Source organism: Pseudomonas sp. rhizo66 (genome assembly GCF_031931925.1).
In the GTDB taxonomy this organism is placed as follows: domain Bacteria; phylum Pseudomonadota; class Gammaproteobacteria; order Pseudomonadales; family Pseudomonadaceae; genus Aquipseudomonas.
On sequence record NZ_JAUJWZ010000028.1, the window covers coordinates 41025 to 56818 of the forward strand.

12 protein-coding genes are annotated in these 15794 nt (G+C 62.2%); all 12 read right to left on the bottom strand.

The window, feature by feature from the left end; genetic code table 11:
• Nucleotides 1-44: 44 nt before the first annotated feature.
• On the bottom strand, nt 45-1112 hold the full coding sequence (locus QZR14_RS25990; RefSeq protein ID WP_250604946.1) for an autotransporter domain-containing protein: 1068 nt from the start codon (nt 1110-1112) through the stop codon (nt 45-47).
• A 388-nt stretch (nt 1113-1500) separates the two neighbouring features.
• On the bottom strand, nt 1501-2283 hold the full coding sequence (locus QZR14_RS25995; RefSeq protein WP_250604948.1) for an endonuclease/exonuclease/phosphatase family protein: 783 nt from the start codon (nt 2281-2283) through the stop codon (nt 1501-1503).
• Nucleotides 2284-2471: 188 nt separating this feature from the next.
• Nucleotides 2472-3230 carry a PIG-L deacetylase family protein gene (locus QZR14_RS26000; RefSeq protein WP_250604950.1) on the bottom strand — a complete coding sequence of 253 codons (759 nt, stop codon included), beginning with the start codon at nt 3228-3230 and terminating at the stop codon, nt 2472-2474.
• A gap of 156 nt (nt 3231-3386) precedes the next feature.
• Nucleotides 3387-4073, bottom strand: a complete 687-nt coding sequence (locus QZR14_RS26005; RefSeq protein WP_016985209.1) for a glycosyltransferase — start codon at nt 4071-4073, stop codon at nt 3387-3389.
• Complete coding sequence (locus QZR14_RS26010) at nt 4070-4669, bottom strand: SAM-dependent methyltransferase (protein WP_311998098.1); 600 nt, start codon at nt 4667-4669, stop codon at nt 4070-4072. The genes QZR14_RS26005 and QZR14_RS26010 overlap by 4 nt, the downstream gene beginning before the upstream one ends.
• Nucleotides 4666-5424 carry a PIG-L deacetylase family protein gene (locus QZR14_RS26015; protein WP_250604956.1) on the bottom strand — a complete coding sequence of 253 codons (759 nt, stop codon included), beginning with the start codon at nt 5422-5424 and terminating at the stop codon, nt 4666-4668. Before QZR14_RS26015 ends, QZR14_RS26010 begins: the two co-directional genes overlap by 4 nt.
• Nucleotides 5421-6419, bottom strand: coding sequence for an acyl-CoA dehydrogenase family protein (locus QZR14_RS26020; RefSeq protein ID WP_311998099.1), 999 nt, complete (start codon nt 6417-6419; stop codon nt 5421-5423). The genes QZR14_RS26015 and QZR14_RS26020 overlap by 4 nt, the downstream gene beginning before the upstream one ends.
• Before the next feature lies 1 nt (nt 6420).
• The gene (gene glgX, locus QZR14_RS26025) at nt 6421-8580 is read right to left on the bottom strand and encodes a glycogen debranching protein GlgX (RefSeq protein WP_250604960.1); all 2160 of its coding nucleotides are present in this window, start codon (nt 8578-8580) and stop codon (nt 6421-6423) included.
• 226 nt (nt 8581-8806) lie between these two features.
• Nucleotides 8807-9121, bottom strand: coding sequence for a DUF2934 domain-containing protein (locus QZR14_RS26030; protein WP_311998100.1), 315 nt, complete (start codon nt 9119-9121; stop codon nt 8807-8809).
• Between the two features lie 21 nt (nt 9122-9142).
• The gene (locus QZR14_RS26035) at nt 9143-11917 is read right to left on the bottom strand and encodes a malto-oligosyltrehalose synthase (RefSeq protein ID WP_311998101.1); all 2775 of its coding nucleotides are present in this window, start codon (nt 11915-11917) and stop codon (nt 9143-9145) included.
• Nucleotides 11914-13992: a 4-alpha-glucanotransferase gene (malQ, locus tag QZR14_RS26040; protein WP_250604965.1), complete on the bottom strand. Its 2079-nt coding sequence runs from the start codon at nt 13990-13992 to the stop codon at nt 11914-11916. Before malQ ends, QZR14_RS26035 begins: the two co-directional genes overlap by 4 nt.
• Nucleotides 13989-15791 carry a malto-oligosyltrehalose trehalohydrolase gene (gene treZ / locus QZR14_RS26045; protein WP_311998102.1) on the bottom strand — a complete coding sequence of 601 codons (1803 nt, stop codon included), beginning with the start codon at nt 15789-15791 and terminating at the stop codon, nt 13989-13991. Before treZ ends, malQ begins: the two co-directional genes overlap by 4 nt.
• Nucleotides 15792-15794 lie beyond the last annotated feature (3 nt).

Sequence of the window (15794 nt, forward strand, 5' to 3'; positions counted from 1 at the left end):
CGCGAAGGCGCCGGTTCAGGCATCTTCAAAATCCGGCCCACCGCTCACCAACGCATCCTCACCCCAAGGCTGCCAATCAACCCGTTCAAATCATTGTCATCGACATCGCTGCTGTAATCGGCACTGACATACAGACTCACCACCGGCGTCACCCGCGCTACCAGTCCCAGGCCCAACTCAACGGTGGAGGACTTGCGGCTGCTGCTGATCTTGTCGACCTGATCCAGCGTCACCGTGCTACCGGTGTAAACGGTGTGCCAGAGGTTCGTGCGCACATAGGGTTCGACCGGCAGACCATTCAAATCGTAACTGCCTTTCAAGCGTGCGCCGACGCGGCCACTCCACGCCGTCAGATCGGTGGAGGATGCATTGCCCGAGCCGGCGTAGGGTGTGTCGAGGGTAATGCGTTGATTGATCAACTGCGCCTGTGGTTCGACCACCCAGTTGTCACTCAAACCTATCGGAAAACCGCCTTCCACCGAGAAGGTCATGGCGCTGCCTTCGGTGGCTTGCCGGGCGCCTTGACCGTTGCGGCTGAAGCCGCTGACCCGGCCACCGCTGGCCGACAGGTCTACGTGCCAGCCTTGCGCACCGGTGAGGCTGTAGTAGGCGCCGAGGCTCTGGCCTTGGAGATTGAGGGTGTCGCTGTTCGGGTCGGCCAAGGCGCGACTGGTGAGTACGCCGTTGCCATTGGCCTGAATCTGGTTGACACCGCCGATGAGGCCGAGGGTCTGGGTATGGTTGGCGCCTCGAACGGTCAGCACCGCCGGACCTTTGACGTCACCGCTGCCGGGTGTTGCGAAGCCTGAGGCAAGCACATCGGTTTGCGCTTGCCGGGCGCTGCGACCATAGAGCAGGTCCCACGCGCCGGGGGCAAGATCTTCTGTGATGAGGTCGGCGCCCTGCAAGTCTGGCCGTGGGCTCAGGCGGCGAGGCTCGGGCGTTATGACGGTGGTGGGCAGCGTCAGCACGGGGACATCCGCGCGATACCACGGGGTGGTTTCATCCGCCGCAGGACCGGCCTGCGCCTCCATGGATGAGCACAGCAAGATAGAACTCGACACTGTGCAGAAAGTGATTTTGATCTCGTGTGGGCCGATTGAAGTTCTCATGGAGGTCTACCTTGCAGGCGCATGCGGCATCTCGATGTGGCGTCTCTCCTACCCCGAACGAGGGGCGACCGAATGGAGCGGGGCGAACCGTGGCCGCTCGATTTCGCGAGTGTCCGGAGGTTCGTCCCGGTAGTGATTCCGGGGGTAGTAAGGTAGAGATAAGAAGAGTCGTGCCCGCACGTCAAGAAATTGAACGATGAGCGGTAGCCGTAAAACAGGATCTGCAAGCGTTTGTTTTTCTGCACATAACTAAGTGGTTGTTTGCATGGAAAAACGCAATGAAAGCCCCGGCTTAGAGGGCTTTAGTTACCGACAGAAGGTCTGCCGGCACTGAAAGGGCACAAGGAGTGTGAATCTGCCGTATAGGATTTTGCTGTCATTAATGCGTTTACAGGTGCACCTCGACCGCCAGCGGCAGGTGATCCGACAGATGCGTCCACGGCTTGTTGCCGAGGATTTGCGGGTCATGGCTGCTGGCATTGCGCAAATAAATACGGTCCAGCCGCAGCAACGGAAAGCGCGCCGGGTAGGTCTTGGCCGGGCGCCCGTGGTGGCGTTCGAAGGCTTCGTGCAGGTAGTCGCGACGGCCGAGGGCGACGTTGCCCTGAAGCTGCCAGTCGTTGAAATCACCGGCGATGATCACCGGGGCATCGTCGGGCAGGGATTCGAGCAACTGGCAGAGCAGTTGCAGCTGCAATTGCCGATGGCTTTCGAGCAGACTCAGATGCACGCAGATCGCATGGACTTCGGCGTGCCCCGGGACGTCGAGCACGCAGTGCAACAGGCCACGACGTTCGGGGCCGGTGATCGAAACGTCGAGGTTGCGGTACTCGCGTATCGGGTATTTCGACAGCAGCGCATTGCCGTGATGGCCGTCGGGATAAACGGCATTGCGCCCGTAAGCGAAATCGCTCCACATGCTGTCGGCGAGAAATTCGTACTGCGAGGTTTGTGGCCATTCGTTGTAACGGTTCGAATGCCGTTCGTGTTCACCCACCACTTCCTGCAGAAACACCAGGTCGGCCGAGGTACTGCGCACCGCTTCGCGCAGTTCCGGCAGAATGAATCGCCGGTTGAATGCGGTGAAACCCTTGTGGGTATTGACCGTCAGCACCCTGAGACGATGAATGACGGGCGCGTCGACAACATGACGCTTGGGATCGCTGGACACGTTCACTCCTCTGGATTGCGGGCCGCTTATTCATGCGACTGATGGGGAGGGGCGGCAGTTCCTTTTGCTTGGGGGCGCCATTCATCTGTAGGAGCTGTCGAGTGAAACGAGGCTGCGATCTTTTGAATCTGCTTCTGCAGATCAAGATCAAAAGATCGCAGCCTTCGGCAGCTCCTACAGGGTACTTGTCAGACGAAGACGATTTCGTAGGGCAAACGCATTCTTTCCAGAATCACCGGCGGCAGCATCGGTGCAATACCAATCGCCGGTTCACCCTTCAGCTGGCTGGCGTAAGCGTGGGTGGCGTGGCTCTTGCGCGCCACGGTCCAGGTGTCGAGGCGCAGTTTGCGCGCACGCTCCCAAGGGATCATCTGCTGATCGCGTTCAGGCCAGTGCCAGGCCCAGACCGGTACGTCGTGGAAGGTCGCGCCGGCTTGTTCCGCCGCTTGCGCACTGGCCCGGCCCACCGCTTCGTGGTCGTCGTTGCCATCGCCGCGCCAGGTGCTGAACACCACGTCGCCGGGGCGCAGGTAGCGGCTGATGAACTCGGTTACCTGGTCCTGCTGATCGCACAGGGCGCTGTCGGTGAAGCCGCCGCGCACCCATTTCAGGCTGTGCATCGGCAGACCGAGACGGCGCAGGGCTTCGACGCTTTCCTGGGGGCGGAACACGCTCAGGCGCTTTTCCGACCATTGCCGCGAACCCGGGTGGCTGGCGCTGCCATCGGTGATCGACAGCAATAGTAGTGGATGACCGAGACTTGATAGCAGTTGCAGCAGACCGCCGCAGGTGACCACTTCATCACCCGGATGCGGGGCGATGATCACGGCGCGGGCGCCGGCGGGAACCAGGCTCAAGGTATTGATGACGGGAATGTTGTCCAGTTGCGCGGCGCTGTTCCAGATTTGCGCCGGCAGACTGCTGTCACTGAGGGATAACGGTTTCATGGTGTGACGTCCTTGTGTTGTTCGGCCCTCAGTCGTGCGATTGGCGGTGATTGCCAGACGCCAGCGACCCGTGAAGGCGGGTTGAATGCCTTGCGACGCTCCGAACCCTGGATTGCCGCGCAGCAGAGTATTGCTCATGAAGCGAAGTTCGTCGCGTCACAGATCAATCTGATCCGCTTTTTTTTGCTCCATCTGTGCCAGATTTCGCAGATAGTCACCGAAGCCGCCGCGCGCACGGCTGTCGAAGCGTGCGCTGGTGAGCACTTGCGGGCGATGGCTCCAGGCGATGTTGGCGCCGTCCAGTTCCAGCTCCCGCACCAACTGCACATCCTCGTCGCAGGCCAGCGGTTTAAAGCCTCCGGCCCAGCGATAGGCGTCGGCGCTGATGCCCAGATTGGCACCGTGGATATGCCGATGGCCATCGCAGGCCCGGTAATCCCGGTGATAGCGGATTTGCGCCGCTTCATCGAACGACTCGTGCCAGCGTTCGACGGTGACGGTACCGCATACCGCGTCGGCACCCAAACCCAGTTGCGCCACCAGCCAGTCGTCGGCCACGCGGCTGTCGGCGTCCGAGCAAGAGATCCAGCGCGCGCCGCGCTCCAGCAATAGCTGCGCGCCGGCCGCCCGGGCCTGGCCGACATTGCGAGCGTCGATGTGCAGGCTCAGCACCGGATAGCGGCTGACAATCTGCGCCGAGCGGTCGGTGCAGCTGTCGAGCACCACCAGCACTTCAACCTTTTCACCGGCCAGCAAACCGTGGCGACTGGCGCGCATGGCCGCGCTCAGGCAGTCGTCGAGCAGATCCTCCTCATTGTGCGCCGGGATCAGAATGCCGATCATCGCAAGCCCTCCAGTGCTGCCACCGAGCGTGGTTCGCGGCTCCACACCTCAAGGATGAAGTCCGCTTCCTGATGCAGAACCAAGCGTGGCAGATGCAGTTTTTCGTGAATCAGGTCGTGAACCTGTCGCGCATTCAGTGGACAGCCATCGATGGGCGGGCGCCAGTGACAGGCCAGGAACTGGCCATCGGCAGTCAGGCATTCACTGGCCCGACGGATCACTTCTGTCAGATCCTGACTATCCAGGTAGTAGCCGATCTCGCTAAATACGATCAGGTCGAATTTTTCCTCCGGCCAGTCGCCGGGAAGACGGTTTTGTCGCACTTCGGCGTGATCGAACAGGCTCAAACGGGTGCGCGCCAATGTCACCGCCGCGCTGGCGGTGTCACAGCACAACAATCGATCGCAACGGGTGGCCAGTTCGGCGCTCAGCTCGCCGTTGGCGCAACCCGGCTCGAAGATTGCCCGATAGTGCGGACGCGGCAGGGCGGCGAGGGTGATTGCGCGTTTGCGCTGTTCGTACCAGCGCTCGCGGAACGCCCACGGGTCGTCGTTACCGGCGAACAAACCGTCGAAATAGCGATCCTCGACACTCATAGAAACACCACTTCGAAGGGCTGTAAGAGGCGATCGAGCACATACGGGGCGAGCACCGGACCGAGTCCGGCGTCAGCATCGCCTTCCAGTTGACTGGCGAACGCGTGCACCGCGTGGCGCTTGCGTGCGACTTGCGCCGGCGTCAGAAGAATCTTGCGCGCTCGCTGCCACGGTACGAAGGCGTCCTCCGGGGTTGCCCAGTGCCAGGTCCACACCGGCAGTTCATGGCAAGTCGCACCGACCCGTCGGGCAGCCTCGACACTGGCGCGGCCTACGGCCTCGTGGTCGCAATGACCGTCCTCGCTCCAGGTGGTGAAAAGCACATCATCGGGGCGCAGGTGCTGCTCGATGAAATCGACCAGCTCAGCTTCCTGAGCCGCGACCTGCGTGTCAGTGAAACCACCGCGCAGCCACTTCACCCGATGCATCGGCAAACCGAGGCGGCGCAGCGCTTCGGCTGACTCCTGCGGGCGCACTACGCTCAGACGTTCCACCGGCCAGCGACTGGAACCAGGGTGACTGGCACTGCCGTCAGTGACTGAAATCAGCTGCAGAGGCCGGCCGGCCTCGGCGAGCAATTGCAGCAAACCGCCACAACCAAGCACTTCGTCGTCCGGGTGCGGCGCGACAATCACCGCTCGCGCGCCCGGTGGCACCAGACTGAGGATGTCGATGCTGTCCAGCTCCGCCAGGTGCCGCGACGCCTGCCACTGATGCAGGCTGGTACCCTGGCCGACAATCGGATTGGTTTTCATAGCGTCCATGCCTCCGAAGACTGCCCGGCCAGCAGTTGGCCGAGTGCGGCCAGATCCCGTTCGGCGTGACTCTGGCGCAGGAACACCGGCAGATCGGCGCTGAGCCGGGCAAAGTGCCGATCCTTGCAAAACGGCGCGGCGCCGAGGGCGCGGCCGACTTCACGCATGACCTGTTCGGCCGACTGCTCGACCACCGCACGGGCACGGCGGGCGAGCAATTCGGCGTTGTCCTCGGGATGGGCATCGATGTGCAAAGCGCTGAAACGCAAGACATCCGCCGCTGCCTGCAAGGCGCTGTCGACTGCGCCGAGATGGGCGAGGGCGTGCGGTTCCGGGCGTTGCTCACACTGGATGCGCAACGCGTCGGCGATTTGCCGAGCCGCGCCGTACCAGCACGCGGCAATACCGATGCCGCCCTGCCAGAAACCCGGGCGTTGCAGATAATCGCCGGGATTGCCGATGGCCTGTGCTTCGGCACCGTCGAACAGCACCTCGACGCTGCCAGTAGCCGCCATGCCCACCGCTTGCCAACCTTGCTCGGTGACGGTGACGCCTGGTTGATCGAGGGCGACGGCGACCAGTTGTTGCTGATCATCGCTATCCCAAGCGGTGAGCAGGGCATGGCTGAGCACGGCGGCGCCGGAGCACCATGCCTTGCGTCCATGCAGCGCGACCATGTGCCCGGCCGGGCTGACGTTGACCCGTGCCTGCGGCGGTTCCGCTGCCCACATGCCCCAAGTGCTGCCCGGCGTAGGCGAGCCGCCGAGTTGCTCAATGATCGCCAGTGCGTCGGTGTGGCCCTCGAACAGTTTGCACAACCCCAGATCATGCCCGCCGACTTCCGCCAACCGCTGAAAACGCTCCAGCGTGCGCCCACTGCCCGGCAACGGCAGACGATCCAGCCCGGCCTCGACCAATGCCCGCAGGCAATCGCCGAGGGCTGCGGTGTGCGGATAATCCGCTGGACGTCGGCTCAGATAACGGTGCAGATCCATATCAGTCTTCTTCATCACGTTGCAGTTCGAACAGCAGCAGCGAGCGCCCGGTGACCGAGTATTCGTGGCCGAAATCGAAGCGCTCCTGACCGCGGATCGACGGCTGATTGGTGTCGATCATGCAGGTCCAGAAACTGCCTTCCGGCACTTCCGGCAAGGTGAAATTGACGATGTCGTGGTGGGCGTTGACCACCAGCAACAAGGTCGCATCCGCGCCTTTGCGGCGGATCCCGGTTTCCTGCGCGCGGCCGTCGAGCAGCATGCCCAGGCAACGGTTGTGCGCATCGTGCCAATGCTCGGTGGTCATCTCGGTGGCGTCCGGTGCCAGCCAGGTGACGTCCTTGACGCCGATGTCCTCGTTGTACTCGCCGACCAGGAAACGGCCGCGACGCAGAATCGGATAAGCCAGACGCAACTTGATCAGGCGCTTGACGAATTTCAGCAACGCCTTGCCGTCCTCGCTCAGGTCCCAGTTGACCCAACCGATCTCGCTGTCCTGGCAATAGGCATTGTTGTTGCCGTCCTGGGTGCGGGCGAATTCATCGCCGGCGACGATCATCGGCGTGCCTTGGGCGAGCAGCAGGGTGGCGAAGAAATTGCGCATCTGCCGATGGCGCAGCGCATTGATTTCGGGATCGTCAGTCGGGCCTTCGACGCCGTGGTTCCACGACAGGTTGTTGTTGCTGCCGTCCTGGTTGTTCTCGTCGTTGGCTTCGTTGTGCTTGTCGTTGTAAGACACCAGATCGTTGAGGGTGAAACCGTCGTGGGCGGTGATGAAGTTCACCGAAGAGTACGGCCGCCGCCCGCGCTGGTTGAACATCTCGCCGGAGGCAGTCATGCGGCTGGCGAAATCGGCGACCTGGCCGTCGTCACCTTTCCAGAACGCACGCACGGTGTCGCGAAACTTGTCGTTCCACTCGACCCAACCCGGCGGGAAGTTACCGACCTGATAGCCGCCGGGGCCACAGTCCCACGGTTCGGCAATCATTTTCACCTGACGCAGTACCGGGTCCTGGCGGCAAGCCACGAGGAAGCTGTGACGCTCGTCGAAACCGTCGTGATAACGACCGAGAATCGTCGCCAGGTCGAAGCGGAAACCGTCGACATGCATCTCGCTGGCCCAGTAGCGCAACGAGTCGGTGACCATTTGCAGCACGCACGGGTGGCTCAGGTCGAGGGTGTTACCGGTGCCGGAATCGTTGATGTAGTAGCGCTTGTCGTCGGGCATCAAGCGGTAGTACGAGGCGTTGTCGATACCGCGCATCGACAGGGTCGGACCTTGTTCGTTGCCCTCGGCGGTGTGGTTGTAGACCACGTCGAGGATCACTTCGAGATTGGCTTCGTGCAGGTGCGCGACCATCTCCTTGAACTCGGCAATCTTGCCGCTGGCGAGGTAGCGCGGGTCCGGGGCGAAAAACGCGATGCTGTTGTAACCCCAGTAGTTGGTCATGCCTTTGTGCAGCAGATGCTGATCGTTGACGAAGGCATGGATCGGCAGCAACTCGACGGTGGACACGCCGAGCTTGCGAATGTGTTCGAGGACATCGTCGACCATCAGCCCGGCAAAGGTGCCGCGCACGTTCTCCGGCACCGAAGGGTGACGCATGCTGATGCCGCGCACGTGGGTTTCATAAATGATGGTCTTGTCCCACGGCACGCTGACGCGGTGGTCATTGCCCCAGGTGTGCGCCGGGTCGATGACTTTGCACTTGGGCACAAACGGCGCGCTGTCGCGTTCATCGAAACTGAGATCAGCGTCAGGGTGGCCGATGGTGTAGCCGAACAGCGCTTCTGACCATTTCAGTTGGCCGACCAATTGCTTGGCGTACGGGTCGATGAGCAATTTGTTGTGGTTGAAGCGGTGACCGTTGGCCGGGTCGTACGGGCCATAGACGCGGTAGCCGTAGATCAGCCCCGGGTGTGCGTCGGGCAGGTAGCCGTGGTAGATCTCGTCGGTGTATTCCGGCAGTTCGATGCGTTCGAGTTCGACTTCGCCGGCATCGTCGAAGATGCACAGTTCGACCTTGGTGGCGTTGGCGGAAAACAGGGCAAAGTTCACCCCCAGACCATCCCAGGTCGCACCAAGCGGGAAGGGCAGGCCTTCACGGATTCTCGACGGCTCGGCGTGTGCGGTGGGTTCGGCTTTCGTTGGACGGGTCATGATTGCTCCTGCAAAAATCGGGATGGTTCAGTTGACACTGATCCCCTGTGGGAGCGAGCCTGCTCGCGAAAGCGGTGGGTCAGCTGACAGAGATGTCGGATGTGCCAACGTCTTCGCGAGCAGGCTCGCTCCCACAGGGTTTTGTGTGTTTCTTAAGGGCGAGTCAGCCTTCTGTGGCGAGCGAACCCGCCACACAATCATTCAGTTCAATAATCCGGTTAGAGCGTCAGATCGCCGAAGGCTTCTTCGCCGCCCGAGGCTTTTTCTCGGCGGCTTTTTCGCCCGGCGGAATCACTTTCGCGGCGCCTGCCGGTTTGCCTTTGGCCGGTGGTTTCGGCTTGGTGGCCGGGGCCTTGGCCTCGGCCGTTTTGCCAGCCGCTTTGCTGCCGGCGGCTTTTGGCGGTTTCTTCGGTGCCAGGGCCTCAGCTTCAGCGAGCTTGCGCGCCATCTCCCAATGGCGTGCCTCCTGACCATCAGGCTGACCTTCCGATTCCCAGATTTGATAGGCGAATTCGCGAATGCGTTTATCGTCGGTACTCATCGCAATGCTCCTGAACTGAACTCATGCTTGTGTTAAGTGTTGGATAAAGAGATTGACCGGGACATCCCCCAGCGCGTCGCTGATATTCAGCTCCCTGTTTTTTGTGACTGCGCGGCTTGAAAAAAGTCCCTTCAGGTTTGTCGCAGAGGCGGCGAACGGTAAAACCACCCGCGTATCGCCCCAGCGCAGCGCATCGACCTGAGGTACAGCACCGTTTTCCAGCAGGGTGGCGCAACGGACCGGTACGATCACGATGGCCTGCTTGCCCTCGTGCTCACGGGCAAATGCGAGCACGTTGTGCGCCTGACTGCCGAGCACTTCCAGGGCCTGGTAAGTGCCCCGGCGGAACAGCTCGGCATGCTCGACCCGCAAGTTCAGCACTTCGGCGATCAAGGCTTGCTTGATGCGCCCGTCACGCCAGTTCGCCAGCAGTTCCACAGGTGGCAATGGCGCGTGCAAGGCCTGCTCGCGAGCGGGGTAATCCACCGGCCGGCGATTGTCCGGATCGACCAGGCTGAAGTCCCAGAACTCATTGCCTTGATACAGATCCGGCACCCCCGGCACGGTCATGCGCAGCAAGGTTTGCGCCAAGCCATTGAGCGCGCCGGCCGCAGCAATGCTGTTGACGGTCTTGCTCAGCGCGGCGCGCAGCAGCTCGCCTTCCTCTCCGGTGAGGAGCTTTTCGGTGAACGCTTGCGCGGCGTTTTCATAGCTTTCGCTCGGCGCGCTCCAACTGCTTTGCAGTTTCGCTTCACGCAAGGCTTTCTGTTGCCATTGCCAGATGCGCTTGGCGTAGTCGGCGAAACCCGCCTGATCGTCGTCACGCAATTGCAGCGGCCAACTGCCCAGCAAGGCTTGATAGAGAATCAGCTCATCGCCGCTCGACGGCATCTGATCGTCGACGCGCACCGGGCGGGCGAGGGCGCGCCACAACTCGATCTGCTCTGCGTACCAATGGCTGCGCTCGCTGAGCACGGCCAGACGTGCGCGGGTGTCTTCGCCGCGTTTGTGATCGTGGGTCGCGGTGGCCAGCAAGTTGTCGGGGAATTCACTCAGCCGTTGCTGATTGACCGCATGAAAATCGCTGAGCGGGGCGCTGAACTGCTCGGTGTTGTAGCCGACGTCATTGCGCGACAGCAGCACGGCCGAGCGATACAGCGCGGTGTCTTCCACGGCTTTGGCCGCTGCCGGTGAGGTCAGTTGCTGAAAGCGTACGCAGGCATGCTTGAGAATCTTCCGTGAGCGACCGCGCGGTTTGCGCCGCCACGGCGTGCCGCCAAGCCACGCAGCGACGCAATCGAGCACCGGCCAGTCGCCTTCACCGAGTGTCTGTCGTGCACCGTCCATGGCGTGCTGGAAGAACTTTTCGTCCTGCTCGGAGCGGCCCATCGCGCTGATATACGTGCGATAGACCGGGAAGTGCACGATCAACGCCTGCAACACCCGGCGGATCGCACCGAGGGTCAGGTCGCGGGTCATCAGGTCATCTCGGGCGACTTGCAGCAGGGCCTGGGCGACGCTTTCGCAATCACTGGCCAGCGAGCCGTTGAGGATCTGCTGACGCGCCAGTTGTGCTTCCTCGATGAACGCCGCCGGGCGTTCGGTTCGCCGTTGCCAGAGATCACCGAGCACGTGTTCGCCCTCCGGATCGTGTTGCAGCAGCGACAGCTGATTCATGAATTCATAACCGGTGGTGCCGTCCACCGCCCAGTCGCGGTGCAGGGTTTCGCCGGCGCCGAGGATTTTCTCGACGTAGATCGGCAAGTGCCTGCCCGGCGCCAGCAGATCAACCCGGCGCCGCAGTTTGCGGCAGTAACCGCGCGGATCGGCGAGGCCGTCGATATGGTCGATGCGCAAACCGTCGACCAGCCCTTCGGCAATCAACTGGAAAATCTTGCCGTGGGTGGCTTCGAACACCGCCGGACGCTCAACGCGCAGCCCGCCAAGCTCGTTGATGTCGAAAAAGCGCCGCCAGTTGATGTCGTCCGCCGCCGTGCGCCAACTCGCCAGGCGATAGCTCTGACGCTCCAACAGTTGATGCAGCTTGTGGAAGCCTTCTTCGCTGGTCGAATCGTAATGCTTGAGGTTGTTTTCGATGGCCTCGGCGATTGACGGATGACTCGCCAGTTGGCGCAATTCTTCTTTGAGCGGAATCGCCAGTGAATGGGCATCGGTCTGATAGCTGAGGGCGCTGAAACGATCGGCCAACGGCTTCAACGCTTCCTCGGCCCTCAGCAGCTCACCGTAATCATTCGGGCAGATCGGAAAGTGATGGTCGTAGTGCTCGACATGGAAGCCGCCAGTTTGCGCATTGAAGTGCAGTTTCAGCGTGCCTTCCTGCAGGGCCACGCCGTAATCGCTGCCGAGGAACGGCAGCAGCAACTGGCCTTCCATCAGCGGGTCCGGCGAGTGCCACTGAATGTCGAAGAACTCGCCGTAAGGGCTCAGACGTCCCCATTCCAACAGATCGAGCCACCACGGGTTGTCGCTGCCACCGACCGCCATGTGGTTGGAGACGATGTCGAGGATCAGGCCCATATTGTGTTCGCGCAGGGTGCTGACCAAGCGCCGGAGCGCCGGCTCGCCGCCAAGTTCCGGGTTGACCTGGGTCGGGTCGACCACGTCGTAGCCGTGCATCGAACCGGCCCGCGCCGCGAGCAGCGGAGAGGCGTAGATGTGGCTGATGCCGAGCCGGGCGAAGTACGGCACCAATGGCACGGCGTGTTCGAGGGTGAAGCCTTTATGAAATTGCAGGCGCAATGTCGCGCGCAGGGGCTGGATGAGCGCTTGGTTCATTGGTCACGCTCGGCAGCCTGGAGCCTTGCGCAGGCGAGTAATTCCAGACGTCGCGCCGCGTCCGCGCCATCGAGCAGCGACTCACTGGTCCCGGGCAGGCGCCGTGACCAGTTCGGATGGGTGTCGATGGTGCCCGGCAGATTGGATTGCTCATTGATGCCCAGCGCATCTTCCAGCGGCAACAGCACCAACGGCGCACGGGTGTGGCCGAGGAAACGCACCGCGGCATCGACCACCTGATCGGCCTCGTGGGATTCCTCGCGGAAGTTTTGCGGGTCCTGGCTCAATGCGCTGCGCAGGCCTTCGCGCTCCCGCTGACGGTGATGGCGCCATTCGATTTCGCCGTTGGCGTCGACGAAGCCCAGGCGGGCGTTCCAGTCGATATCGCGGCCATGCCACCAGCCGTTGAGCGTCGGCAGATCGTGGGTGCTGGTGGTTGCCAAGGCGTTGTCCGGCCAGTCGAGAATCGGTTTGAAAAAGGTGTTGTCCTGTTCGAATAGCAGCACGCGCATGCCGAGCATGGAGCGGGCGATAAGCTTTTCACGCAGGCCATCGGGTACGGTGCCAAGGTCTTCACCGAGGACGATGGCCTGGTGGCGATGGGACTCAAGGGTCAGCAGACGCAGCAAGTCATCGACCGGGTAATACAGGTACGCGCCATCGGCCGGCGCGGCGCCGTTGGGGATCACCCACAAACGTTGCAGGCCCATGACATGGTCGATGCGCAAGCCGCCAGCGTGGGCGAAGTTGGCGCGCAGCATGTCGATAAAGGCGCGGAAACCATTGCGGATCAAGCCTTCCGGCGAGAACGCGGAAATGCCCCAGCCCTGGCCTGAACGATTAAGAATGTCCGGCGGTGCGCCCACAGTCAGCGAGGCGAGCAGTTCATCCTGAAAGCTCCAGGCCTGACTGCCGGCGCCATCGGCACCCACCGCCAGATCGGCGATCAGGCCAATGCCCATGCCGGCGCTGCGTGCGGCGGTTTGCGCGCGCTCCAGGCAACGGTGGATCAGCCATTGGCAAAAAGCGAAGTAGCCGATGCGTTCGGCGTATTCCTCGGCAAACGCTTCGAGCGCCGCACCGCGTGGGTCGTGCCAGTGTTCTGGCCATTGCCGCCAGTCGAGGTTTTCGCCCCGGGCGGCGCGCATTTCCTGAATCGCTTCGAAACGACAGTGGTTTTCCAGCGCTTCACCACCGGCATGGCGGAAACTGGCGAAGTCCGCGTGCAGCGGATGCTCACCGGCGATAAAACCCTCGTACAACGCCTGCAGGAGTTTTTGCTTGGCCTCGGCCGCGCTCGGCCAGTCGATCAGGGTCAGGTCCTCCAGTTGCGCAAACTGTTCGGCCAGGCCGGTCGCGTCGATCGCATCACGCAAGGCGCGCTCACCGAGAATTGCGCCGGGGGCGGCGTACAGAGGATTGAGGAACAGCCGACTGGACGGCGAATAAGGGCTGTAGCGCCCGTTATCGGCGCTGAACATGGCGTGTAACGGGCTGATCGCCAGCGCATCGGCGCCGCGTTCACCGGCCACGCGAACCAGGTCTTCCAGCGCTTGAGTGTCGCCGAAGCCACCGTCGCCGGCGCGGCGCAGCGAATACAACTGCGCACTCAGGCCCCACGCCCGCGGAATCGGGTTATCGACCGCATCGCCGACGCTGAAGCAACGTTCCGGGGCCACGGCCAAGGTGAAATATTGATCGCCGATGTGCACCTGTTGATAGCCGACCGGAATCAGCCCCGGCAATATCGCTTCGGAATCGAGTTTCAGATTCAGCCGCGAGCCGTCTTCAAGGTGAATTTCACACGGCGTTTGCGGGGCGAAATACCGACCCAGATCAAGGCCGACGCCGACATCGCTGGTGAGTAATGGCGGCAGGTGGCGGTCTTGTTGCGCCGCTTGCAGTTCCAACAGGCTGGCGTCGATTTCCTGCGCCGTGCTGGCGGGGTGGCCAAGTCCGATCAGGACATTGCGCAGCACCGCCGGCGCGACTTTTTGCGGGCGGCCGTTGGCGTCGATCCAGTCGACGGCGAGGCCGGCGCGGCTTGCAAGTATTTCCAGTTGCGCATCGCTCATAGGCGCTCTCCATCCAGAGGTTGCAAAGGGGTTGCGGCCGTGAGGCTGACAAGCGCGCAATACGCGGGCAGTTCGCCCGATTCCGATAGATCGATGCTGGATGGCTGTTGAAACAGCCACACGGCCTCGGTCTGTGGAGGGTTGACCACTGGCGTGTCGCTGAGGTTCAGGTCAATTCGCAGCTCGCTGCCATTGCCCAGACGCCAGCGCGCACTGACCGCGCCATAACCGAGCATATGGGCGCCGAGCGCTTGCGTGCCGGACAGATGGGGAATGATGTATTGATGGCGAAACTGCAGCAGCTTCTGGTACAGCGCGAGGGTTTCCTGCTGTTTCAGGTTGCCATTGCCGATCAACCTGGGTTGTGAGGCGTGGAAGGTTTTTTCGGCATTCGGGTCGGGAATCTGCTCGCGCTTGTGCGGATCGGTGAAGGCGCTGAATGCGGCGAATTCATTGCGGCGTCCCTCACGCACCAGTTCCGCCAGTTCGCCGTGGTGACTGGTGAAAAACAGGAACGGCTGCTCGGCGGCGAACTCATCGCCCATGAACATCAGCGGAATCATCGGTGACAGCAGCAACAACACGGTCGCTGCCTGCACGGCGCGCGGATCGGCCAGGTGATGCAGGCGTTCGCCGAATGCGCGGTTGCCGATCTGATCGTGGTTTTGCAGGAACAGCACGAACGCCGTGGAGGGCAGGTGTTCGCTGGGCTCGCCGCGCGGTTCGCCGTGGCGGGTGATGTGCCCCTGGAAAACAAAACCCTGACTGAGGCAGCGCACCAATTGCTCGGTGGGTTGGGCGGCGTAGTCGGCGTAATAGGCGTCGGTTTCGCCAGTGAGCAGGACGTGCAGGGCGTTATGCCCGTCGTCATTCCACTGCGCGTCGTAGTCGTATTCCAGCAGGCTCGACTGGTTGAGTTCGTTTTCCACGGTCAGCCAGACATGCCGGGTGGGGTCGATCTGTTGACGGATGCGCTGGGCCATTTCGCTGAGAAAGTCCGGATCCTCGATGGCATGTACAGCGTCGAGGCGCAGGCCGTCGAAGCGGTATTCGAGCAGCCACATCAGCGCGTTTTCGATGAAGAACTCGCGCACTTCGCTACGGCGGAAATCGATCGCCGCGCCCCACGGCGTGTGCTTGTCCTCGCGGAAAAAGCCTTTTGCATAACGATGCAGGTAATTGCCGTCAGGGCCGAAGTGGTTGTAAACCACGTCGAGAATCACCGCCAGACCATGGCCGTGGGCGCTGTCGATCAGGTGTTTGAGTTGTTCCGGCGTGCCGTAGGAGGCTTGCGGTGCGTAGGGCAAAACACCGTCATATCCCCAATTGCGGTCGCCGGGGAACTGCGCCAGCGGCATCAGTTCGATGGCGGTGACGCCCAGGCCTGCGAGGCGCGCCAGATGTTGTTCGACTTCCGCGAAGCCGCCGAGCGCACCGACGTGCAACTCGTAGATGACTGCTTCGCTCCATGGCCGGCCGCGCCAGGCAGTGTGTCGCCATTGATGGGCCAGCGGATCGACCACCACGCTGTGGCGGTCGAGGTCACCATCCTGGGCCCTGGAGGCCGGGTCCGGCACCTCCAGTTCGCCGTCGATGTTGTAGCGATAACGGGTGCCCGCCGGACAGCGGGCCTTGAGCACAAACCAGCCGTCTGCCTGAGACAGCATCGGCAGCGACTGGCCATTTTCAAGTTCGACACTCACGTAAAACGCATCCGGCGCCCATAGCGCAAACTGCGTGTGTTCGGCGTCCAGCATGATCGCGCCGTGGGGCCAGGTTTCAGTAGACCGTAACGGCATCGT